This is a genomic window from Sphingomonas dokdonensis, assembly GCF_002197685.1.
Lineage (GTDB): Bacteria > Pseudomonadota > Alphaproteobacteria > Sphingomonadales > Sphingomonadaceae > Sphingomonas > Sphingomonas dokdonensis.
Map to the genome: position 1 here is coordinate 99108 of NZ_NBBI01000005.1, position 23719 is coordinate 122826.

Annotated in this window: 19 protein-coding genes; 5 read left to right on the plus strand and 14 right to left on the minus strand. The window is 67.4% G+C overall.

What is annotated here, in order from left to right:
* Positions 1–50 precede the first annotated feature (50 nt).
* Positions 51–4346, plus strand: a complete 4296-nt coding sequence (gene rpoC / locus SPDO_RS13125) for a DNA-directed RNA polymerase subunit beta' (RefSeq protein WP_088367961.1) — start codon at positions 51–53, stop codon at positions 4344–4346.
* Between the two features lie 359 nt (positions 4347–4705).
* Here the strand turns inward: rpoC and SPDO_RS13130 are convergent, their stop codons facing one another.
* Entirely contained in the window at positions 4706–5485 is a 780-nt protein-coding gene (locus SPDO_RS13130; protein WP_088367962.1) for an SDR family oxidoreductase, read from the minus strand.
* A gap of 187 nt (positions 5486–5672) precedes the next feature.
* Between SPDO_RS13130 and msrA the strand changes: the two genes are divergently transcribed.
* Positions 5673–6326: a peptide-methionine (S)-S-oxide reductase MsrA gene (msrA, locus tag SPDO_RS13135; RefSeq protein ID WP_088368056.1), complete on the plus strand. Its 654-nt coding sequence runs from the start codon at positions 5673–5675 to the stop codon at positions 6324–6326.
* Between the two features lie 3 nt (positions 6327–6329).
* Here msrA and SPDO_RS13140 read toward each other — a convergent pair whose 3' ends face one another.
* From SPDO_RS13140 to SPDO_RS13160, 5 genes are all read right to left on the minus strand, one after another.
* The gene (locus SPDO_RS13140; protein WP_088368057.1) at positions 6330–7580 is read right to left on the minus strand and encodes a chloride channel protein; all 1251 of its coding nucleotides are present in this window, start codon (positions 7578–7580) and stop codon (positions 6330–6332) included.
* Between the two features lie 98 nt (positions 7581–7678).
* A complete protein-coding gene (locus SPDO_RS13145; RefSeq protein ID WP_088367963.1) occupies positions 7679–8227 on the minus strand; it encodes a GNAT family N-acetyltransferase in 549 nt (182 codons plus the stop codon).
* A 7-nt stretch (positions 8228–8234) separates the two neighbouring features.
* Positions 8235–9026: a LysR family transcriptional regulator gene (locus tag SPDO_RS13150; protein ID WP_088367964.1), complete on the minus strand. Its 792-nt coding sequence runs from the start codon at positions 9024–9026 to the stop codon at positions 8235–8237.
* On the minus strand, positions 9023–9421 hold the full coding sequence (gene apaG, locus SPDO_RS13155) for a Co2+/Mg2+ efflux protein ApaG (RefSeq protein ID WP_088367965.1): 399 nt from the start codon (positions 9419–9421) through the stop codon (positions 9023–9025). Before apaG ends, SPDO_RS13150 begins: the two co-directional genes overlap by 4 nt.
* On the minus strand, positions 9418–10626 hold the full coding sequence (locus SPDO_RS13160) for a trans-sulfuration enzyme family protein (RefSeq protein WP_088367966.1): 1209 nt from the start codon (positions 10624–10626) through the stop codon (positions 9418–9420). The genes apaG and SPDO_RS13160 overlap by 4 nt, the downstream gene beginning before the upstream one ends.
* Before the next feature lie 95 nt (positions 10627–10721).
* On the opposite strand from SPDO_RS13160, the gene SPDO_RS13165 reads away from it, so the two are divergent.
* Positions 10722–11963, plus strand: coding sequence for a glycosyltransferase family 39 protein (locus SPDO_RS13165; RefSeq protein WP_245829494.1), 1242 nt, complete (start codon positions 10722–10724; stop codon positions 11961–11963).
* Between the two features lie 7 nt (positions 11964–11970).
* Here the strand turns inward: SPDO_RS13165 and SPDO_RS13170 are convergent, their stop codons facing one another.
* From SPDO_RS13170 to SPDO_RS13195, 6 genes are all read right to left on the minus strand, one after another.
* Positions 11971–13071 (minus strand): glycosyltransferase family 2 protein, encoded by a 1101-nt coding sequence (locus tag SPDO_RS13170; protein ID WP_088367968.1) that lies wholly within the window; start codon positions 13069–13071, stop codon positions 11971–11973.
* Positions 13068–14120, minus strand: coding sequence for a 3-isopropylmalate dehydrogenase (gene leuB / locus SPDO_RS13175; RefSeq protein ID WP_088368058.1), 1053 nt, complete (start codon positions 14118–14120; stop codon positions 13068–13070). The genes SPDO_RS13170 and leuB overlap by 4 nt, the downstream gene beginning before the upstream one ends.
* Before the next feature lie 104 nt (positions 14121–14224).
* Positions 14225–14956 (minus strand): DNA repair protein RecO, encoded by a 732-nt coding sequence (recO, locus tag SPDO_RS13180; protein WP_088367969.1) that lies wholly within the window; start codon positions 14954–14956, stop codon positions 14225–14227.
* Between the two features lie 66 nt (positions 14957–15022).
* A complete protein-coding gene (locus SPDO_RS13185; RefSeq protein WP_245829496.1) occupies positions 15023–15913 on the minus strand; it encodes a GNAT family N-acetyltransferase in 891 nt (296 codons plus the stop codon).
* Positions 15910–16860 carry a polysaccharide deacetylase family protein gene (locus tag SPDO_RS13190; protein WP_088367970.1) on the minus strand — a complete coding sequence of 317 codons (951 nt, stop codon included), beginning with the start codon at positions 16858–16860 and terminating at the stop codon, positions 15910–15912. Before SPDO_RS13190 ends, SPDO_RS13185 begins: the two co-directional genes overlap by 4 nt.
* A 102-nt stretch (positions 16861–16962) precedes the next feature.
* A complete protein-coding gene (locus SPDO_RS13195; protein WP_143559658.1) occupies positions 16963–17388 on the minus strand; it encodes an EF-hand domain-containing protein in 426 nt (141 codons plus the stop codon).
* A 216-nt stretch (positions 17389–17604) separates the two neighbouring features.
* On the opposite strand from SPDO_RS13195, the gene purB reads away from it, so the two are divergent.
* The gene (gene purB / locus SPDO_RS13200; protein ID WP_088367972.1) at positions 17605–18915 is read left to right on the plus strand and encodes an adenylosuccinate lyase; all 1311 of its coding nucleotides are present in this window, start codon (positions 17605–17607) and stop codon (positions 18913–18915) included.
* 74 nt (positions 18916–18989) lie between these two features.
* Here purB and SPDO_RS13205 read toward each other — a convergent pair whose 3' ends face one another.
* A complete protein-coding gene (locus SPDO_RS13205; protein WP_088367973.1) occupies positions 18990–19955 on the minus strand; it encodes an agmatine deiminase family protein in 966 nt (321 codons plus the stop codon).
* Entirely contained in the window at positions 19952–21595 is a 1644-nt protein-coding gene (locus SPDO_RS13210) for a M28 family metallopeptidase (RefSeq protein WP_088367974.1), read from the minus strand. The genes SPDO_RS13205 and SPDO_RS13210 overlap by 4 nt, the downstream gene beginning before the upstream one ends.
* Before the next feature lie 147 nt (positions 21596–21742).
* Between SPDO_RS13210 and SPDO_RS13215 the strand changes: the two genes are divergently transcribed.
* Positions 21743–23710 (plus strand): alpha/beta hydrolase family protein, encoded by a 1968-nt coding sequence (locus SPDO_RS13215; RefSeq protein ID WP_245829498.1) that lies wholly within the window; start codon positions 21743–21745, stop codon positions 23708–23710.
* The last annotated feature ends 9 nt before the right edge of the window (positions 23711–23719 follow it).

Here is a 23719-nt window from a genome sequence, read left to right on the forward strand (position 1 = left end):
TCCCTCCCCTAGCCCCTCCCGCCCGCGCGGGAGGGGGAAGAGGTAGAAACATGAACGAACTTACCAATTTCGCGAACCCGGTCGCCAAGCCGGAGACTTTCGACCAGATCCAGATCGGCATCGCCTCGCCTGACCGAATCCGGTCCTGGTCGTTCGGCGAGATCAAGAAGCCCGAGACGATCAACTATCGCACGTTCAAGCCCGAGCGTGACGGCCTGTTCTGCGCGCGCATCTTCGGTCCGATCAAGGACTACGAATGCCTGTGCGGCAAGTACAAGCGCATGAAGTACAAGGGCATCGTCTGCGAGAAGTGCGGCGTCGAGGTCACCGTCTCGAAGGTCCGCCGCGAGCGCATGGGCCACATCGAGCTCGCCGCCCCGGTCGCGCACATCTGGTTCCTGAAGTCGCTGCCGTCGCGCATCGGCCTGCTGCTCGACATGCAGCTGAAGCAGCTCGAGCGCGTGCTGTACTTCGAGGCGTATATCGTGATCGAGCCGGGCCTGACCCCGCTCGAAAAGTTCCAGCTGCTCACCGAGGACGAGCTCCTCGAGGCGCAGGACGAGTACGGTGAGGACGCCTTCTCCGCCGGCATCGGCGCCGAGGCCGTGCGCATCATGCTCGAAAGCCTCGATCTCGAAGGCGAGAAGGTCGCGCTGCTCGAAGAGCTGGCGACGACCAAGTCGGAGCTGAAGCCCAAGAAGATCATCAAGCGTCTGAAGGTCGTCGAGTCCTTCCTGGAATCGGGCAACCGTCCGGAGTGGATGATCCTCGAGGTCGTCCCGGTCATCCCGCCCGAGCTGCGCCCGCTGGTGCCGCTCGACGGTGGCCGCTTCGCGACGTCGGACCTGAACGACCTGTACCGCCGCGTGATCAACCGCAACAACCGCCTGAAGCGGCTGATGGAGCTGCGTGCGCCGGACATCATCGTCCGCAACGAAAAGCGCATGTTGCAGGAAGCGGTCGACGCTTTGTTCGACAACGGCCGTCGCGGCCGCACGATCACGGGCGCTAACAAGCGTCCGCTGAAATCGCTGTCCGACATGCTGAAGGGCAAGCAGGGCCGCTTCCGTCAGAACCTGCTCGGCAAGCGCGTCGACTATTCGGGCCGTTCGGTCATCGTGACCGGTCCGGAGCTCAAGCTGCACCAGTGCGGCCTGCCCAAGAAGATGGCGCTCGAGCTGTTCAAGCCGTTCATCTACGCCCGCCTCGACGCCAAGGGTCTCTCGATGACCCTGAAGCAGGCCAAGAAGTGGGTCGAGAAGGAGCGCAAGGAAGTCTGGGACATCCTGGACGAGGTGATCCGCGAGCATCCGGTGATGCTCAACCGCGCACCGACGCTCCACCGTCTCGGCATCCAGGCGTTCGAGCCCGTGCTGATCGAGGGCAAGGCGATCCAGCTTCACCCGCTGGTCTGCTCGGCCTTCAACGCCGACTTCGACGGTGACCAGATGGCCGTGCACGTTCCGCTGAGCCTCGAGGCGCAGCTGGAAGCGCGCGTCCTGATGATGTCGACCAACAACATCCTGTCGCCCGCCAACGGCAAGCCGATCATCGTGCCGTCGCAGGACATGGTGCTCGGTCTCTACTATCTCTCGATGGAGAAGCAGAACGAGCCGGGCGAAGGCATGATGCTCGCCGACATGGAGGAGGTGCACCAGGCGCTGTTCGCCGGCGCGGTGACGCTGCACACCAAGATCGTCAGCCGCGTTCCGCAGACCGACGAGGACGGCAATCAGTACCTGAAGCGCTACGAGACGACCCCGGGCCGCATGCTCCTTGGTGAGACGCTGCCCAAGTCGCACCGCGTGCCGTTCGAAACCGTCAACCGCCTGCTGACCAAGAAGGACGTCACCGACGTCATCGACGAGGTGTATCGTCACACCGGTCAGAAGGAGACGGTGCTGTTCGCCGACGCGATCATGTCGCTCGGCTTCCGCCACGCGTTCCGTGCCGGCATCTCGTTCGGCAAGGACGACATGCTTGTCGCGCCGGACAAGGACAAGCTGGTCGACGAAACCCGCGAGCAGGTGAAGGACTTCGAGCAGCAGTATCAGGACGGCCTGATCACGCAGCAGGAGAAGTACAACAAGGTGATCGACGCCTGGAGCCGCTGCGGCGACCAGGTGGCGAACTCGATGATGAACGAGATCAAGGCCGTTCGTCATTACGACGAGAACGACGGCGAGATGGCCGGCCGTGAGAAGCCGATCAACTCGATCTACATGATGGCCCACTCGGGTGCCCGTGGTTCGCAGGCGCAGATCAAGCAGCTTGCCGGCATGCGCGGCCTGATGGCCAAGCCGTCGGGCGAGATCATCGAAACGCCGATCATCTCGAACTTCAAGGAAGGTCTGACCGTCCTTGAATACTTCAACTCCACCCACGGCGCGCGTAAGGGCCTGGCGGATACGGCGTTGAAGACCGCGAACTCGGGCTACCTCACCCGCCGTCTCGTCGACGTGTCGCAGGATTGCGTCATCGTCGAGGACGATTGCGGTACCGAGCGTGCGCTGGAGATGAAGGCGATCGTTCAGGGCGGCTCGGTCATCGCGTCGCTCGGCGAGCGTATCCTCGGCCGCACCACGGCGGAGGACATCGTCGATGCGAAGTCGAACGAGGTGCTGATCCCGATCGGCACCCTGCTCGACGAGCCGATGGTGGCGCGCATCGAGGCGACCGGCGTACAGGCCGTCAAGATCCGCTCGCCGCTGGTCTGCGAAAGCAAGATCGGCGTCTGCGGCAAGTGCTACGGGCGTGACCTCGCCCGCGGTACGCCGGTGAACATCGGCGAGGCGGTCGGCGTCATCGCGGCGCAGTCGATCGGTGAGCCGGGCACGCAGCTGACGATGCGTACCTTCCACATCGGCGGCGCGGCGCAGCTCAACGAGCAGTCGAACCTCGAGGCGCCGGTCGACGGCACGGTCGAGTATCGCGACCTGCGCATCATCGTCGACCAGCGTGGTCGCCGCGTGGTGCTCAGCCGTTCGGGCGAGATCGCGATCGTCGACATGGATGGCCGCGAGCTGGCGGTGCACAAGATCCCGTACGGCGCGAACGTGCTGTGCGACGATGGGCACATCATCAGCGCGGGCGATCGCATCGCCGAATGGGATCCGTTCACCATGCCGGTGATCACGGAAACCGGCGGCACCGTGAAGTACCAGGACCTCATCGAGGGCAAGACGCTGACTGAGCAGGTCGACGAAGCGACGGGCATCGCCCAGCGCGTCGTCACCGAATATCGTGCGGCTGCGCGTACCAAGGAGGATCTGCGTCCGCGCATCACCCTGCTCGACGAGGGCTCGGGTGAGGCTGCCCGCTACATGCTGGCGCCGGGTGCGGTGCTCTCGGTCGACGACAATGCCACCGTCTATGCCGGTGACGTGGTCGCCCGTGTTGCCCGCGAGTCCGCCAAGACCCGCGACATCACCGGCGGTCTGCCGCGCGTCGCGGAGCTGTTCGAAGCGCGCAAGCCGAAGGAAAATGCGATCATCGCCAAGGTCTCCGGCCGCGTGGTGTTCGGCAAGGACTATAAGGCGAAGCGCAAGATCGGCATCCAGCCCGAGGACGGCGGCGAGGTGGTGGAATACCTCATCCCGAAGTCGAAGGTGATCGACGTTCAGGAAGGCGACTACGTCAAGCGTGGCGACAACCTGATCGGCGGCAGCCCAGATCCGCACGACATTCTGGAAGTGCTCGGCATCGAGCCGCTGGCGGAATATCTCGTGTCGGAAATCCAGGAAGTCTATCGACTCCAGGGCGTGAAGATCAACGACAAGCACATCGAGACGATCGTTCGTCAGATGCTGCAGAAGGTCGAGATCACCGAAGCCGGCGACACCACCCTGCTCCCCGGCGAGCAGGTGGATCGTGCGGAAATGGACGAGGTCAACGCGAAGCTCGGCAAGAACGAGGCGCCCGCCCAGGGCAAGCCGATCCTGCTTGGCATCACCAAGGCGTCGCTGCAGACCCGGTCGTTCATCTCGGCCGCGTCGTTCCAGGAGACCACCCGCGTCCTCACCGAGGCGGCGGTCCAGGGCAAGCAGGACACGCTGATGGGCCTGAAGGAAAACGTCATCGTCGGCCGGCTCATCCCGGCAGGCACCGGCGCCGGCATGAACCGCCTGCGCGTCGCGGCTACCTCGCGCGACGTGGCGCTGCGTGCCCAGCAGAAGAAGCTGGCCGAGGCGATGATCATCGCTCCGAACAGCGCGGCCGAAGAGCATGAGGCGGAACTGGCCCGTTCGGCGCGCGACTCCGGCGGCACCGGCAGCGACCCGCTGGCCGCCGTCGAGGTGTCGGGCGACGGCAGCGACGCCGCCGCGGGCGATTACCTGAACGATTGATCGTTCGGCCTCGCTGAAAACAACGAGCCCCGCCGGCGCAAACCGGCGGGGCTTTTTGTTTGGCGTAACGGACCGCAAAGGCGCCCCGACATGACGAACATCGCAAGGCGCACAGGGCGTTGCCTCAAGCCCCCGCCGTCACGCCGGGTGCGTCCCGGCATCCACCCGTCCGCAAAATAGGCGTTCTGAAACGAGCGAAACAACGGCAGCACGGCCGGGGGGTAAATTAGCCGCCTTGGTCCGCCCCCAAGACGCAGGCAGCACCGCCAGTCGCGGAAGAAGATTGGCGGGCGGGCGCTGCGAAGCGCCGATCGCTACCCGACCGGCGCGACGCCAAACTCCCCCTTGCAGCCTGCCGCTCACCCCGGCGCCGCCGCAGACCCCGCCAGCAACCCGCCGTCGATCGTCACCTCGGTGCCCGTCACATAGCGCGCCTCGTCGGACGCCAGCATCACCGCCACCGCCGCCACCTCCTCGGGCAAGCCGAAGCGCTGCAACGGCGTGTCCGCCACCAGCGCCCGCATCCGCGCGTCCCGATCAGGCCCGTCGCCCAGCATCGCCTCCCACATCGGGGTCAGGATTGCGGCGGGATGGATCGAGTTGCACCTGATCTGCCAGCCCTGCTGCGCGCAATACAGCGCCACCGTCTTGCTGTGGTTGCGGATCGCCGCCTTTGACGCGGCATAGGCCGCCGCGCCCGGTATCCCCACCATTCCCGATCGCGACGACATGTTGATGATCGAGCCCGTCCCCGCGCCCTTCATCGCGGCGATGGCATAGCGGCAGCCGAGGAACGTGCCGTCCGAATTGACCCGGTGCACCGCGCGCCAATCGGCAAGGCTGGCATGTTCCGGGTCGTGCGCCACCATGCCCGCCTCGAAGCCGGTGACCCCGGCATTGTTCACCACCACGTCGGCGGTGGGTACCACCAGCGCCAGCCGCGCCCAGTCCGCCTCCTCGCGCACGTCGAGCGGCTCAAACCGGCAGCCAATCGCCGCCGCCGACGCTTCGCCGCCGACGCGGTCGACATCGGTCGCGATGACGGTGGCGCCCTCCTCATGAAAGCGCGCTGCAATCGCGCGGCCGATGCCACGCGCCGCGCCGGTGACGACGCACGTCTTGTTCTTCAATCGTTGCATGATCTTCTCGAAACCAGAGTCGCAAAACGTCGGCCGCTGCCGCCCGCTTCAACCTGTTGCCGCCTCAGCGGTGACCCTGGATCACGTCGCAAAACTCCCGAGAATGCGGGCATGCTACGGCAATGACCCGGCGCCTGCAACCGGGCACGATCTGGCGCTTCGCCCGCGTCATCCCCATATCTGGCGCATGATCAAGCACCTTCCCCTGATCGCCCCCGCCGCCCTCCTTGTCCTCGCCGGCTGCGGCCAGGCCACCGCCGAGCGCGCCGTGCCTCTGCCCCGCGCCGCACAGGACGTGCCCGCCGCGCCCGGCCTCCAGCACGCCGTGCTCGCCGGCGGCTGCTTCTGGGGCATGGAGGCGGTGTTCGAGCACGTGAAGGGCGTGCGCAACGTCATCTCGGGCTATGCCGGCGGCACCGCCGACACCGCCAATTACGGCGCGGTCAGCACCGAGCGCACGCGCCATGCGGAGGCGATCCGCATCACCTACGATCCCCGCGTCGTCAGCTACGCCACCTTGCTGCGGGTCTATTTCTCGGTCGCCCACGATCCGACGCAGGTGAACCGCCAGGGCCCGGATTCAGGCCCCAGCTATCGCTCGGCGATTTTCCCGCAGAATGCGCAGCAGGCCGCCGCCGCGCGCGCCTATATCGCGCAGATCAGCCGCGCCGGCGCCTTCCCGCGCCCGATCGCGACCAAGATCGAGCAGGGCCGCTTTTTCCCGGCCGAGGCGGAGCACCAGGATTTCTTCAACCGCAATCCCACGCACCCCTATATCGTGCGCTGGGACAAACCAAAGGTGGCGGCGTTCAAGGCCGGCTTCCCCACTCTCGCGCGCTGATGCCTAGCGCGTCATGAACGTGCGCGAGAGGCCGTGGTACAGCTTCTCGCGGCACACCATCTTGCTCGCGCCATCGGCAAGGAAGGCGGCGGCGAACATCGGCAGCATCAGCCCGCGGCTCGCGGTCGTCTCGGCCAGAATGATCACCGCGGTCAGCGGTGCGCGGACGACGCCGGTGAAATAGGCCACCATGCCCAGGATCACCACCGCCTGCGCCTGGTCGCCGGGGAACAGCTCGCGCAGCAGATTGCCGACGCCCGCGCCCACCGCGAGGCTCGGCGCGAAGATGCCGCCGGGCAGCCCCGCCACCGCCGTCGCCAGCGTCGCCAGGAACTTTGCGGGTCCGAACCACAAGGGCGCGTCCGCCCCGGTGATCATCGCCTGCGCCGCGCCATAGCCGGTGCCCCAGGTCAGCCCCGTCGCCACGCCGAGCGCCGCGACCACCACGCCGCAGCCACCGGCGAACAGCACCGGGTTCGCCTTGCTCCACCGCGTCAGCGCGCTGCCCCCGGTGGCCAGCGCCAGCACCCCGCGCGAGAACAGCCCGCCCGCCAGCCCGCCGGCGATCCCCGCCACCGGCACCACGATCATCGCGCTGGCGATCGGCAGATAGGCGCCGACCGATCCGAAATAGACGTAATCGCCCGCCAGCGTCTGCGCCACCATGCCCGCGATCACGATCGACGACAGCACCATCAGCGTCATGCGCTGCTCATAGGCCGCCGCCAGTTCCTCGATCGCGAACAGCACGCCCGCCAGCGGCGTGTTGAACGCCGCCGCCACGCCCGCCGCGCCGCCCGCGATCACCACCGTGCCGCGCAGCGCCACGCGCGTCATGCGGTGGCTCAGGTTCATCACCGCCGCGGCGAGCTGCACGGTCGGCCCCTCGCGCCCGACGCTCGCGCCGCACAGCACCGCGCCCATCGTCAGCAGCACCTTGGCAACGACGGTGCGGACCGAGATCAGCCCCTTCACCGCGCCCGCCGGATCGTCGCGCGCGGCCATCACCTGCGGAATGCCCGATCCGCGCGCCAGCGGCACCCAGCGCCGCGTGACCCACACCAGCGCCATGAAGCCAAGCGGGGTCGTCACCAGCGGCACCCAGCGCCAGCGCGCGGCGAAATGCGCGAACAATTCGCCCATCTCGTCGGATGCCTTGGCGAACAGCACCGCGACGATGCCGATCACCACCGCGCCGGTGATCACCGCCACGCGCCGGCGAAACAGAATGGAGGTCGGCCCGCGCGATCGCATCAGCGCGCGCACGCGTCTCGGGGTCCAGGGTCGGGGCGCTCGCGGGGCAGTCGGCGTGTCAGTCACCCCGCCCGTCTACCGCGAACGCGCCGCGCGCATCACCCCGTTTCGCCAGCTTTTTGTGGGCACGCCGGCCATTCGTCGCGCAGCAACCCCCAGATGATGCTGTCGCGCACCCCGATATGCGTCTCCCACTCGGCACGCAGCAGCCCCTCGCGCTGAAAGCCCAGCTCGGTCAGCAGCGCGATCGAGCGGACATTGTCGGGATCGGTATCGGCAAAGATCCGCCGCGCGCCCTCGGCAAACAACAGGTCGATCAGCGCGCTCACCGCCTCGCGGGCATAGCCACGACCAGACGCGGCGGCGGACAGCAGATAGCCGATCTCCATCACCCCGCGCCGCCGCTCGCCCGCCGCCAGCGTGCCGATCGCGGCATTGCTCGCCTTCTCCACGATCACCCACTGGCGCCACTGGTCCCCGGCATGCGGCGTCACATAGTCGACCGTTTCCGCCACCGAGCCATGCGGCGGGCTCGACCAGAAGCGCATCACGCCGGGATCGCGATACGCCTCGTACAGGGCGGGCGCGTCGTCGGGCGTCGGCGCGCGGATCAACAGCCGCGCGCTCTCGAACGGACCAGCCTTCATGCGCGGCTCAACCCGCCAGCGCCTCGACCAGCGCCTGCACCTTTTGCTGCCGCCATTGCGGCAAGGGCGCGATCAGCCAATAGCCGAGCCGGGACGGCGCCGGCTCACCCAGCGCCGCCACGCGCCCGGCGGCCAGATCGCGCGCCGCCAGCAATTCGGGCACGGTCGCGCGACCCAGCCCCTGCGCGGCGGCATCCAGCGCCAGCCCCGCATCGCCCACGCGGATCAGCGCCGCACCATCCTCGCTGCCGCATCCGGGCCAGGCGATCACCGCCGCCGATCCGCCGCCGACACGCTCCACCGTCACCATGCCGTCGCTCTCGAGCGCCTCGCCCTCGTGAACGCCGGGGCCATCGCCCCAGGTGATCGCAAGGTCGAGGTTCGCCTCGGTGAAATCGGGCGGCGTATCAGCGGCGACCAGCACGAAGCGCAGATCACCGTCCGCCTGCGCGATTTCGGCCAGCCGCGGCAGCAGCCACTTTTCGGTCAGGTCGCGCGGCGCGGCGATGGTCAGCGATTTGGACGATTGCCCCGCCTGCATCGCGCGCACCGCTTCCTCGAATTGCAGGAAGCCGTTGCGTAGCGCAGCCAGGCCAGCCTCACCCTCCGGCGTCAGCTCCAGCCCCTTGGTGGTGCGGCGGAACAGCACCACGCCCAGCGTGTCCTCCAGCGCGCGGATCTGCTGGCCGACCGCCGCCGGCGTCACCGCCAGCTCGTCCGCGGCGCGGGTAAAGGACAGGTGGCGCGCCGCGGCGTCGAGCACGCGCAGGCCGTTGAGCGGCAGGTGGGTCCGCTTCATCCCGCCACCGCCGGCGCCACCAGCGCAAAGGTCGGAATGACGACGTCGAACTGCGCGCCATCCGCGCCGATCATGCGATAGCTGCCCTGCATCGATCCGCTGGGCGTCGCCAGCGGGCAGCCCGAGACGTAGTCATAGCTCGCGCCCGGCTCGATCAGCGGCTGCTCGCCCACCACGCCCTCGCCCTCGACCGAATGGCGCGCGCCGCGCCCGTCGGTGATCACCCAATGCCGCGTCAGCAGCTGCACCGGCTGCGGCCCGTCATTCTCGATGCGGATGTGATAGGCCCAGAACCAGCGCCCACGCCCCGGCTCCGATTGCTCGGCGAGATAGCTCACCGACACGCGCACGGTCACCTCCCGCGTCGTCGCTGACGAGGGAAAGAACGCCTTCACAGGCCGACCTGGCGCAGCGCCTGATCGAGGTCGTCGATCAGATCCTGCGGATCTTCCAGCCCGACGTTGAGGCGCAGCATGCCTTCCGTTACGCCCATCTCCGCGCGCTTGTCCGGCGCCACCGAATTGTGCGTCGTCGACGCAGGATGCGTCATCAGCGACCGGGCGTCGCCGATGTTGTTCGAAATATCGATCAGCGACAATCCATCGAGCAGCCCGTGTGCCTGGCTGCGGCCCCCATCCAGCAGGATGGCGAAGATCGGCCCCGCGGCCTCCATCTGCGACATGGCGAGATCATGCTGCGGGTGGCTCGGCAGGCCGGGATACAGCACCGTCGGCACGCGCCCTTCGAGAAAGCTCGCGACCTTCACGGCGTTTTCCGACTGGCGGCGGATGCGCAGGTCCAGCGTCTCCAGCCCCTTCAGCACCACCCAGGCGTTGAACGGCGACAGCGTCGGCCCGGTGTTGCGGGTGAACGGCAGCAGCGTGTTCTCGATGAAATCCTTGGTGCCGCACACCGCACCCGCCAGCACGCGGCCCTGCCCGTCCATCATCTTGGTCGCGGAATAGGCGGTCACGTCCGCGCCGAACTCCATCGGCCGCTGCAGCGCCGGGGTGGCAAAGGCATTGTCGACCACGCTGGTGATGCCGCGCTCGCGCGCGATGCCGCACACTGCCTTCAGGTCCACCACGTCCATCGTCGGATTGGCCGGGGTTTCGAAAAAGAACACCTTGGTTTCGGGCCGCACCGCATCGGCAAACGCCTGCGGGTCGCGCGCATCGACCACCGTGGTCGCGATGCCGAACTTGGGCAGCAGGTTGTCGAGCAGCCAGCGGCACGATCCGAACGCCGCGCGCCCGCCGACCACATGGTCGCCCGCCTGCAACTGGCTCAGCAGCACCGACGTCATCGCCGCCATGCCGGTCGCCATGGTGCGGCACGCCTCGGCTCCCTCCAGGATCGCGATGCGATGCTCCAGCATCTCCACCGTCGGGTTCTGCAGCCGGGAATAGGTCATCCCCTCCTGCTCGCCGGCAAAGCGCGCCGCCGCGTCACCCGCACAATCATAGGAATAGCCGGAGGTGACGAAGATCGCTTCGGACGTTTCGCCATATTCGGTGCGCGCGGTGCCGCCGCGGATTGCGCGGGTGGCGGGGCGCCAGGTGTCGGTGATCGAGCGGTCTTGTCCGGTACGCCGTTTCATGGCGCCCGCTTTCGGCCAATCCCCGCCAGCTTTCAAGGCAATCCTCCCACCCGATCGGCGCGTGCCCGCTCGTCGCAGCGGCTATCCCACGCGCCGTGACGGCGCTAAGCACTCCAGCCATGCTGCGCCGCCCGCTGCCGCTCGCCCTTCTCCTGTTCGCGCTGGCGGAGGCGTTGTTTCTCTTCCGCCTATCGGTGCCGTCGATCTTCGTCTTTGACGAGGTGCATTACGTGCCCGCCGCACGCACGCTGATCGCGCTCACCGGCCCGGCCAACATCGAACATCCCTTGCTCGGCAAGTCGCTGATCGCATTCGGCATGCTCCTGTTCGGCGACACGCCGTTCGGCTGGCGCGTCATGTCGACGCTGGCGGGCAGCGTCACCTGCGTCGCGATCTTCGCCACGACCTGGCTCGTCACCTGCAGGCGCCGGCCGAGCCTCGTCGCCGCCGCGCTGACGTTGCTCGGCTTCACGCTCTACGTGCAGGCGCGCATCGCCATGCTCGACGGCTTCATGCTCGCGTTCCTGTCGAGCGCGATCGCGATGATGGCCTGGACGCTGCGGCGCGGCGGCTGGTGGCGCTGGATCGCCGCCGCTGTCCTCCTGGGGCTGGCGGTCGGCTGCAAATGGCTCGCCGCGCCTTACGTGGCCTTCGCCGCCGCGGCCTTTATTCTGTTCAAGCGCGCCGATCCGCGCCGCTTCCCCGGCCTGCCGGTCTGGCTGGCGCTGGCGGTGCTCGGCATCGTCTCGCTGCTGGCCTATTTCGCCACCTTTGCACCGGCCTTCTTCTACCAGGTCGAGCCGCTGACGCTCGCCCGGCTGATCCCCTTCCAGTTCGACATGTTTGAACGCCAGACTCAGGTGCTGCCCGCGCACGCCTATCAGTCGAACTGGTGGACGTGGCCGCTGCTGATCCGCCCGATCTGGTACCTCTACGAGCCGGTCGACGGCACGCAGCGCGGCATCCTGCTGATCGGCAATCCGCTGATCATGTGGGGCGGGCTCGTCGCCGTCGCGGCCTGCTGGATCGGCTGGGTGCGCAACGGGTCGCCCCGCCTGTTCGCCGCCGCCTGGCTGTGGACCGGCAGTCTCGCGATCTGGGCGGTGATCCCCAAATCGCTTGGCTTTTATTATTACTACTTCCCGTCGAGCGTCTTCCTGGCCGTGCCGCTCGCCCTCATGCTCGATCACTGGCGCAGCCGCTGGCGCCACATCGACCTCGCCTTCGTTGCCGCCGCCCTGGCGCTGGCGATCTACTTCCTGCCCGTCCTCTCCGCCGCGCCCCTTCCCGACGGCGGCGCCTTCCGCTACTGGACGTGGTTCAGCACCTGGGTCTGACCAGCGCTCAATACCGCCCCCAGGTGAAGCGCGACGACAGCGCATAATTCCACACCGCGCCGATCAGCACGCCCGCGAGCGCCGATCCCGCCCAGGCGCCATAGCGGAAGTCGTAGAGGAACGCCGCCACCCCGACATTGGCCACTGCCCCCACCGAGCAGACCAGGCAGAACGATACCCACCCGTCCAGCATCTGCCGCCATCCGCGCAGCCGCCGGTCGCGATAGGTCAGCGTATTGTTCAGGAAAAAATTGAACGTCATCGCCGCCAGCGTGCCGACAACTTGGCCCGCGAGAAACGCCGCGCCCAGCTTCAGGTGGATCAGTGCCAGGACCGCCATGTGGATCACCACCCCGACGATGCCGATCGCGGAAAACATCGCGAAACGCACCGGCACCACCCGGCCGAACCGCCGATCGTACAGCGCGATCAGATATTCCAGCGCCACCACATGATCGAGCTTCGACTCGCCCAGCTCGCGAGTGCGGAACACATAGGGCAGCTCCACGAATCGCAGCGGGCGCTCGGCCGCCGCCATGATGTCGAGCAGGATCTTGAAGCCGATCCCCGACAGCTGCGGCACCAGGCTGCGGAACACCTCGGTGCGGATCATGAAGAACCCGCTCATCGGATCGCTCAGCCCGACGCGCAGCACCCGCTGCGACAGCCGCGTCGCGAGCGCCGATTTCGCCACCCGGTCGCGGTCCCATTCGCCCGTGCCGCCCCCCTCCACGAAGCGCGAGCCGACCACGATGTCGAGCGCCGGGTCGCCCTCCAGCGCCGCCAGCATCGCCGGCAGGATCGTCTCGTCATGCTGCAGGTCGCCGTCGATCACCGCCACCAGCGGCGCCGCGGTGGCGCACATCCCCTCGATGCACGCGGTCGCGAGGCCACGCCGCCCGATCCGCTGGATCACCCGGATGCGCGGATCACCCCGCCCGATCGCCCGCACCGCCTCCGCCGTGCCGTCCGGGCTGTTGTCGTCGACGAAGATCGCTTCCCAGCGCGTGTCGCCCAGCGCCGTCGCCAGCCGCGCGACCAACAGCGGCACGTGCGCCCGCTCGTTGAACGTCGGAATGATGATCGCAAGCTGGAGCGGCGCGCTCACAAGGCCGCTAGCACCGCGTCCCCCATCGCCTTGGTCGAGCAGGTGCCGCCCAGATCAGCGGTGCGGTGCCCCGCCGCCAGCGCGCTCGCCACCGCCGCCTCAATCCGGTCCGCCGCCGCCGGCTGTCCCAGCGAATGGCGCAGCATCAGCGCCGCCGACAGGATCGCGGCGCACGGGTTCGCCTTCCCCTGCCCGGCAATGTCGGGCGCCGAGCCATGGATCGGCTCGTACAGCCCCTTGCCGCCCTCATCGAGCGAGGCGGACGGCAACAGCCCGATCGAGCCCACGCACATCGACGCCTGATCCGACAAGATGTCACCGAACAGATTGCCCGTCACGATCACGTCGAACTGCCCCGGATCGCGCACCAGCTGCATCGCGGCATTGTCGACATACATGTGGCTCAGCGCGACGTCCGGGTAATCCGCCGCCACCTCGATCACCACGTCGCGCCACAGCTGCGAGGTTTCGAGCACATTGGCCTTGTCGACCGAGCACAGCTTGCCGCGCCGCCGCTGCGCCGCCGCGAACCCGGCGATCGCGATGCGCCGCACCTCGCCCTCGTCATAGCTCATCAGGTCATAACCCTGGCGCAGCCCGGCGTCCGTGGTCCGCATCCCCTTTTCACCGAAATACACATCGCCGTTCAGCTCGCGCACGATGAGGAGGTCGATCGCCCGCGCCACTTCGGGCCGCAGCGCGGAGGCATCCTCCAGCCCCGCGAACAGCTTGGCCGGGCGCAGGTTGGCGAACAGCGCCAGCTCCTTGCGCAGCCCCAGGATCGCCTGCTCGGGCCGAAGATGCCGCGCCAGCGCATCGCACGACGGCTCGCCGACCGAGCCGAACAGGATCGCATCCGCCCGCTTTGCAAGGTCCAGCGTCGCCTCGGGCAGCGGATTGCCCGTCTGGTGATAGGCCGCGCCGCCCACCGGCGCTTCCTCGAAGGCGAGGTCGAGGCCCAGCGCCTCGAGCACCCGGCGCGCCTCCGCCGTCACTTCAGGCCCGATGCCGTCGCCCGGCAGGATCGCGATGAGGGAAGAATGCGCCATGGTCACCATCAGGCTGTGAGCTTACCGACAAGCCGCACCTGCCCGTCATGTCGCGGGCCGGCACGGCGGCTTTGCGAGGTGCAGCCTTGCCGCCGCGCCGCCGGTCACGCAACCGCTCTCTTCAGCCGATCGACCAGCCGCTCGCGCGCCGCCAGCGCATCGGCGCGCCGATCGACCAGCACGTTGCGCGCCAGAAACCGCCCGGTGATCGCCAGTCCGGCAAACACGTCGGCCCAGTCCGGCTCGCCCCCTTTGCGCAGAAAAGCGGGCAGCGGCAACAGCCGGTCCTCATAGCCGACCGCCGCCGCGCGGCTCACCGCGCCGCCGCTCTTGGGGCTGACAAAGGCGATGTCCGCGCCCGATCCCGTCACCACGCAGCGGTCGAGATCCAGCCCAAAGCCAAGCTGCCCCAGCAGCAGCAGCTCATAACGCGCCATCGCCCCTGCCCACCCGCGCGCCGCCGGCGCCGCCTCCACCGCGTCCAGCATGGCGGCGAGCGCGGCATGGATCTGCGGATAGGGCTGCCCCTCGGGCAAGGCCGCGCCGGTCAGCGCCGTCAACCACTCCAGCGCCGCCGCCGGCAGCGGCTCGGCATGCAGCGGCGCGCGACTATGCACCAGCTCGACGGTCAGCGCGGGCAGCTGGTCCTCCGTCCGCGCCCGCCATTCGCCCAGCACCATGTTCGCCGGCTGCAACACGGGACGCAGCGCGCGCGATCGCCCGCCGCGCACATAGCCCGCCTGCACGCCATGATCCGGGGTCAGCCCGCGCACCACCGCGCCATGTTCGCCATGCGCGCGAACGGCCAGAATGATGGCGGGGGCGGCGAGATGCATCGGCTATCACTACCGCCCCGGCCGCTATTGTTACAGCCTACGCAAGCGGCCCGCGCACGCCGCCGCTCAGGCGCGCCGCACCCGCTTGGCCACCTGCTGCAACGCCGGCAGCGCCGCCGCCCGCTTGGCCACCGCCAGCGCCGCATCGAACCCGCGCACCAGCGCCACCGCGCCGCGGTTCGCCAGCGTGGGGCGCAGCAGCAACAGATCGCGGCAGTCGATCCCGCCGGTCGACATCAGCCGTTTGTGCTGCCCCTCGCCCTCGGTAAAGTCGAAGCGTGCGAAGCGATCGTCGAACAGGTCGACCAGCGCCGCCTCCATCAGCACGCTGCCCGGCGACAGCGCAGCGAACGCCGGGTCATGCCCGACATAATCGTAGCGCAACGTGTCGCCATCCGCCCCGCACCACAGATACGCCGCCGGTGCCTCGCCGACATACAGCAGCCACGCCCGCACCGCGTCGCGCGCCGCGCGCTCGATCATCGTCGCCACCGCCGCCGCATCGCCCGGCAGCCCCGCCCCCATCAGCCGCTCCTGATAGGTCTTTTCCGCCAGCGCGCGGGCGATCGGGTGAAAGTCCGCCAGGTTCGCAGCCGTCCGAAACCGCCGCACGTCCAACCGGCCGCCACTCGCCGCCGCCAGCTTCTTCGCCTTGCGCTTCAGCGTCGAACGGGTCTGGCCCGACAGCGCACCGCGCCACGCCGCCTCGCCAGCCGCCAGATCGACATAATAACGCGTGTAGCGTTGCCGCTCGAACACCACGCCGCGCCAGTCGAGCGCCAGCGCGTCCGGTACGGACGTCACCAGATAACCGTCGTCGCCGGTTCCAAGCGCCGGCAGCGCCGGCCGCGCGTTCGCCAGCGCCGCGTCGAGCGACAGGCCGACGCGCACGATCCGTCGCGGGATGGTGGCAATCGTCCGCGCGCCGATCTGCAGCCGCAGCCCGGCACCGCTCACGCGCCGCGCTCGCTCACCAGGTTGGACCAGAGCTGTTCCGCCTGCCGCCGCCCACGCCGCCAGCGGCTCGCCGGCAACGGCTTGTCGTGGGCGTCCAGCGTCAGCTGCGGCAGGTCCGCGAAATGCGTCGTCGGCGCCGCCGCCCGCCGCTCGGCCAGGATGCGGCACAGGCTTTCGAAGCGCTGCACATGCACCTTGTTCGCCTTTGTCCCCGATCGGTCTGCCAGCTCGAAACTATGCCCCACGATCGTCACCGCGGCGTGCCGTGCGGCGATGGCGTGGTCGATCGCCGCCGCCATCTCCTGCGTCGACAGCGCGCAAATCTGGAAATTGCGCCACTTGCCCGGCTTGTCCTCGATCGTCGTGACCGGCACTTCGGTCACGCCGCGGTGCATCAGCGGCGCGATCTGCGTCGGCGGTAGGCCGATCGCGCTCGGCCAGGGATGATGCGCGCCATTGTGGCTGCTGTCATAGGTGATGCCCAGCGCGGCCAGTCCGGCCAGCGTGTCGTCGTTCGCCGAATAGCTGCCGGCGCGAAACGCCACCGGCCGCGGCGCCCCCGCCGCCATCAGCAGGCTCGCCGCCTCGCCCAGCAGGTCGCGCTGCGCGTCGGCCGAAAGGTCGATGATCTCGAACGAGCCGTGCGCCTCGCGGTTCGTCAGCGAAGCCTCGGTCCAGTTTGGATGGAGGTGAAGCTGCACCTCCTGCCCCGCCGCCAGGATCGCGTCGACGATGCGGCGAAACAGGTCGAGGCCATAGACCCGCGCCGGCATCGGATCGACGAAGAACGTCGCTTTCAGCCGATGCTGCGCCAGCACGCCGAGCTGCCAGCCCAGGCCCACACCCGCCGGCTCGATCGACCGCGCCTCGACAATGGCGGGGTCGAGCCCCGCGCGGTGATGCCGCCAGGCAATCTCGGTATCGATCGTCAGGAACACCGGGGTCATAGCGGCACCGTAAAGTTGCCGCGTAAACAAACCCCGAAAGGCCGCCAATGAAAAGGCCGCCGGCAGATGCCAGCGGCCTTCACGTGCGCGACGGTCGTACCGTCAGCCGCTGGCCTTCAGCGAAGACCCCAGAAAAGCGGTCAGTTCCGCCTGGGTCAGCCATTGCGACTTGTCCTTGTCGGCTTGCGCAAAGGCCGCTTCGTTCCACGCCACGTCGCCCGGCTTGTCGCCGCCCGGCGGCGCCTTCGCCTTCAGCGCATCCATCCACGCGGCGAACTCGGTCTTGTCGAGCATGTTATTGCGGTCTTTGTCATAGGCCGCAAACTCCGCCGCAACGATCGCCGAGACCTGATCGGGCGTCTGCGCAGCGGGCGTCGGCTCGGTCGCTGGCGTCGCCGCGCCCTGTTTCGGGGCCGCGGAGGCTCCAGGCGTCGGCGCGGCAGCAGTCGGTGTCGACGTTTCGGCACTCTGCGCAAACACAGGCGCAGCAATGGCGAGACTACTCACCGCCAGCACGTGCTTTAACATGATTGCTCTCCTTGCTCTTTTCTTTACCTCAGATGAACAGCACCTCTGCATTCTATCTGCTCGGTCCGATAGTCTTACGCACCTCAACCTTTGTCTATCGGCTTGGGTTCCGGCGTGCACATTTGGCGCTCAGCCGCATGGCTGCTACGCGCGCGCCACACCTTTCCTTGGCGACTCACCGACAGGCGTCGCCCCCGCACGACCAAGGATGCTCACATGGTTCCGCGCTATTCCCGACCCGACATGACCGCGATCTGGACGCCCGAGGCGCGCTTCAAGATCTGGTTCGAGATCGAGGCGCACGCCACCGAAGCGCTGGCCGATCTCGGCGTCGTGCCAAAGGAAGCCGCCGACGCGCTCTGGGCCTGGTGGCGCACCAACCCCGCGATCGACGTCGATGCGATCGACGCGATCGAGGCCGTCACCAAGCATGACGTGATCGCCTTCCTCACCTGGGTCGCCGAGCAGGTCGGCGATCAGGCGCGCTTCATGCACCAGGGGATGACCAGCTCGGACGTGCTCGACACCTGCCTCGCGGTGCAGCTCGCGCGCGCCTCCGACATCCTCATAGCCGACATCGACGCGTTGCTCGCGGTGCTGCGCCGTCGCGCCGAGGAGCATAAGCTCACGCCGACAATCGGCCGCAGCCACGGCATCCATGCCGAGCCCGTCACCTTCGGTCTCAAGCTGGCCGAGGCGTATGCCGAGTTCAGCCGCTGCCGCACCCGCCTGGTCGCCGCGCGCGCCGAAGTCGCCACCTGCGCCATCTCGGGCGCGGTCGGCACCTTTGCCAACGTCGACCCCCGCGTCGAGGCGCATGTCGCCGCCAAGCTCGGCCTAGCGGTCGAGCCCGTCTCGACGCAGGTCATCCCGCGCGATCGCCACGCGATGTTCTTCGCCACGCTCGGCGTCGTCGCGAGTTCGATCGAGCGGCTCGCCGTCGAGGTCCGCCACCTCCAGCGTACCGAGGTGCTCGAAGCCGAGGAATATTTCTCGCCCGGGCAGAAGGGCTCGTCGGCCATGCCGCACAAGCGCAATCCGGTGCTGACCGAAAACCTCACCGGCTTGGCCCGCATGGTGCGCGGCTATGTCACCCCGGCGCTGGAGAATGTGGCGCTGTGGCATGAGCGCGACATCAGCCACTCGTCGGTCGAGCGCTACATCGCGCCCGACGCCACCATCACCCTCGACTTCGCGCTCGCCCGGCTCACCGGCGTGATCGACAAGCTGCTCGTCTATCCCGAGCGGATGCAGAAGAACATGGATCGCATGGGCGGCCTGATCCACTCGCAGCGCGTGTTGCTGGCGCTGACCCAGGCCGGCGTCAGCCGCGAGGATTCCTATCGCCTCGTGCAGCGCAACGCGATGAAGGTGTGGGAGTCGGACGGCGCGCTGTCGTTGAACGAACTGCTGAAGGCCGACGCGGACGTCACCGCGGCGCTGTCACCCGAAGCGATCGATGCCGAATTCGACCTTGGCTACCATTACAAGCACGTCGACACGATCTTCGCGCGCGTCTTCGGCTAACTGGCCACGCGCCACGCGTTTGAGGCCGCGGATCACCCACAGACAGGCCGGGGGTGATCCGCGGGTGGCCAAACTTAGCCGGGAATCTGCTGCGAAATACAGTGGAAGCTGCCGCCGCCCGTCAGAATGGCGTCGGCGCGCAGCCCCACCGCCTTCCGGTCCGGAAAGATCGCCTGAATGGCCGCCACCGCCGCTTCATCCTGCGCCGAGCCATAGATCGGCACCACCACCGCGGCATTGCCGATGTAGAAGTTCATATAGCTCGCCGGCACGATCTCCTCGTCGCGCAGCACCCGCCCCGGCGACGGCACCGTCACCACCTCGACGCCAAAAGATACCGCGCGATCACTGGCTTGGCGATAGACCTGCCAGTTCGGATCGTTCTCCTCCCCCATCGGCAGCGCCAGCCGCCCCTCGCCCACGAAGCGCGCGAGATTGTCGACATGCCCATCGGTATGGTCGTTGAGCAACCCGTCACCCAGCCACAGCACGCGCTCGAACCCCAGGTCCTCGCGCAGCCGCGCCTCGATCTGTTCGCGCGACAGGCTCGGATTGCGGTTTGGATTGAGCAGGCACTGCTCCGTCGTCACCACCAGCCCGCTGCCATCGCCATCGATCGCGCCGCCTTCCAGCACCCAGTCGTGACTTTTCAACCGCTTGCCGCGCGATGCTGCGAGCCGCTCACCGATATCATCGTCACCCGGCAGGTCGTATTTCCCGCCCCAACCATTGAACCGGAAGTCATGCGCCGCCCCATCACCGCCGATGATCGGCGCGGTGTCGCGCAGCCAGATGTCCCCGAATGACTCGACGACAATTTCCGCAAACGGCGCCAGCCGCCGCGCCTCGTCCGCCGCTTCCTCGTCGGCGGCGACCAGCAGCACCTTCTCGCCCTTGCCATCGGCATGAACGGCAGCGGCAAACGCCGCGACTTCGGTGCGTGCTTGCTCCAGATCGTCCTGCCAAAGCTCAGGATGGCTGGGAAAACCGATCCATACCGCCTTGTGATGCGCCCATTCGGGCTTCGGCGCGCGGCTCACTTTGCCTCCTGCCGGGACTTGTCGCGGATCGCCTTGAACTCGGCGGTGGGATACCAGTTCGGCCACGCATCGCTATCCGCCAGCTGCCGGCCGAGCTGATAATAGATCGTCAGATCCTGCACTGCGCCTGCCCAGTTCCAATTGGGATCATATTCGTCCTTGGGCCCGTGATAGCGGTTGCGGACATAATCCTCCGCCGCCGCGCGGCCCGCCGCCGCGCCGCCATCGACCAGATCCTCGCCGCTGCCGCCCGACAGCATCGGCACGCCCAGCTTTGCGAAGGAGAAATGGTCCGACCGAAAATAGCCGCCGCTCTCCGGCGTCGCTTCCTCGGACACGCGGCGCCCCTGCGCGGCTAGCAGCGGCTTCACCATGTCTTCCAGCTCCGATTTGCCCGCGCCGGTGATCTCGAAATTCTTGACCGGACCCAGCACGTTCAGCACGTCCATGTTGACGCCGCCCACCGTCTTGCCGAGCGGAAACAACGGATTTTCCGCATAATATTTGGATCCGAGCAGCCCGCTTTCCTCGGCGGTCACCGCCAGGAACGCGACCGAACGGCGCGTCGGCCCCGCGGCGCGATACGCCTCCGCAAGCGCGACGAGCGCCGCGGTGCCGGTCGCATTGTCCAGCGCGCCATTGCAGATGTCGTCGCCATCCACCGCGTCACAGCGGCCCAGGTGATCCCAATGCGCGGAATACAGCACCACCTCGTCCGGCGCGGTCGTCCCCGGCAGCACGCCGATCACGTTCTTCGACATGCTGCGCTTGATCTCGTTGGAGAAGCTGCCCGACAGCGTCATGCCCAGCGGCACGGCGCGAAAGCCCTTCTGCTTCGCCGCCGCGGACAGCTGATCGAAGTCCTTGCCGGCAGCCGCGAACAGCTCCTTGGCCTTCGGCAGCTGGATCCAGCCGATCACCTCGCTCTGGTCCATATGGTCGTTGGGCGCCGCGAGCTCGTACTGCGCGCCGGTCCAGGAGGATTGCACCACCGACCAGCCATAGGCCGCCGGCTTGGTGTCGTGGACGATGATCGCCCCCGCTGCGCCCTGCCGCGCCGCTTCCTCGAACTTGTAGGTCCAGCGACCGTAATAGGTCATCGCGCGCCCCTCGAACGGGCCGGCCTGCGGTCCTGCGTCCTTGGTCTCCCAATCGGGATCGTTGACCAGGATGACGACCGTCTTCCCCTTCACGTCGAGCCCGGCGTAATCGTTCCAGCCCTTTTCGGGCGCGTTGATGCCATAGCCGACGAAGACCAACTCGCTGTTCTTCAACGCCACCTGCGGCACGACACGATAGGTACCGGCGACGATATCCGTGCGATAGTTGAACGTCACCGGCGCCTTGCCGCCCGTCGCGGTGAACGGCGATACGTTGGTGGCGGTGATCTCCACCATCGGCACGTCCTGCGTCCACTTGCCCTTGTTGCCCGGCTCAAGCCCCGCCGCGGCAAAGCGCTTCACCAGATAATCGATCGTCTTCTTCTCGCCCCCGGTCGTCGGCGCCCGCCCCTCATAGGCGTCCGACGACAGTTCCTGCGTCACGGACTTCAGCGTTTCGACCGAAATCTTCGGCGCGGTATGCGCCAGAGCCGGCGTGGCCACGATCAGCGCAGCAAGGGAACACAACATCAGACGCATCGCAAAACCTCATGAAAGATAACTGATTCATACAGCCTGCCGTCTTGCCCGCAACGTGCTGCGCGCGCTTGCAAATCGGGCAAGGCTCGGCAAAGTTGTCAAACAGGGGGAAGCAAGATCATAATAAAGAATGTAAAGTCGCGTGCGTTGCTCGCCGCGCTGTTGGCAAGCGCGCTGCCCGCCGTCGTGAGTGCGCAGCAAAGTGCAGCGCCGCTGGCCCGCGCGTTCGGCGCGCGTGAGGGGATCAGCCAGGTCAGCCTGTCGCCTGACGGCAGCCGCGTCGCCATGATCGTGCCAATCGGCACCCGCGGCAATGCGCTCATGATCGCCGATCCGGCGAAGGGCGGCATGCCCGTGTCGGTCATGCAGACCAGCGGCAATCCCGAGCGACTTATAAGCTGCCAATGGGCGACCACCGACCGGCTCGTCTGCCGCGCCTATGTTACGGCGCGCAATTCAAACCTGATCGAAGCCTACACCCGCCTGTTCGCGATCGATGCGGACGGCGGCAATTTCAAGCTGATTACTGCCCGCGTTAACGATCACTCCTTGTACTTCCACGGCGACGGCGGCCGCATTCTGGACCTGACCGGCGACGGCAAGGGCAACGTCCTCATCGCCCGGCAATATGTGCCCGAAAGCTCGATCGACCGGGTAATCCAAAGAAACGACGAGGGTCTTGGTGTCGAGCGCGTCGATCTGAAATCGGTCCAGCGCCGGCCGGTCGAACGGGCGAAGCGCGACGCCGTCGAATATATTACCGACGGCGTCGGCACGGTGCGGATCATGGGCATTCGGCCGACTGCCGGAACCGGCTATTCGGCAAGCGAGATCAACTATTTCTATCGCAAGCTTGACTCAAAAACGTGGGAGCCGCTGTCCAAGCTGGAAATCCTGGGTGGCCGATATAAAGGCTTCAACCCCTATGCGGTCGACCCGAAGCTGAACGTCGTCTTCGGCTTTGACGACTATAACGGCCGCCAGGCGCTGTGGAAGGTCGCGCTGGACGGAACCATGAAGCGCGACATGGTGCTCGCCAGCAATCAGGTGGACGTTGACGATCTGATCCGGATCGGGCGCCATCAGCGCGTCGTCGGGGCGAGCATCGCCACCGATTTCCGCCGGCCCGAATTCTTTGACACGGAATTGTCAGCGCTTTCGAAGGCGCTGGGGAAGGCGCTGCCCAAGCAGCCGCTGGTCAGCTTCGTCGATGCCAGCACCGATGAAAGCAAGCTGCTGATGTTTGCCGGCGGCGACACGCATCCCGGCGCCTTCTACCTGTTTGACAAGCCGAGCCGAAAGCTGGCCGAGGTCCTGCCGGTCCGCGCCGAGCTTGCCGACGTGCCGCTTGCGACGATGAAGGCGATCACCTTCCCCGCGGCGGACGGCACGAAGATCCCCGGCTATTTGACGCTTCCCGTGAACAGCGATGGCAAGAACCTGCCGGCGATCGTCATGCCGCACGGCGGCCCTTCCGCGCGTGACGAGTGGGGCTTCGACTGGTGGGCGCAGTTCTTCGCGGCGCGCGGCTTTGCTGTGCTGCAACCCAATTTCCGGGGTTCGGCCGGCTATGGGTCGGACTGGTTTGCCGATAATGGCTTCCGGTCCTGGAAAACGGCGATCGGCGATGTGAACGACGCCGGTCGCTGGCTGCAATCCTCCGGCATCGCCCGGCAGGGCAAGCTCGCGATCGTCGGCTGGTCCTATGGTGGCTATGCGGCGCTGCAATCGGGCGTGGTCGATCCCGACCTCTACAAGGCGGTGATCGCGGTCGCACCAGTCACCGATCTCGCCGCTTGGAAGCAGGAGTTCTTCGAACGCTCCAATTATCCGCAGGTATTGCAGATGGTCGGCGACGGCCCGCACGTCCGCGAAGGCTCGCCCGCGCAGAACGCCGCCGCCATTCGCGCGCCGGTGCTGATGTTCCACGGCGATCTCGATCTCAACGTGGAGATCGAAGAATCCCGGCTGATGGACCGTGCCCTGCGCAGCGCGGGCAAAAGCGTGGAGCTTGTCGAATACAAGGGCCTTGCCCATTCGCTGGACGACAGCGCCGCCCGCGCCGACATGCTCGAGCGGTCCGATGTGTTCCTGCGCAAGTCGCTGGGGCTGTAGACCAAAAAG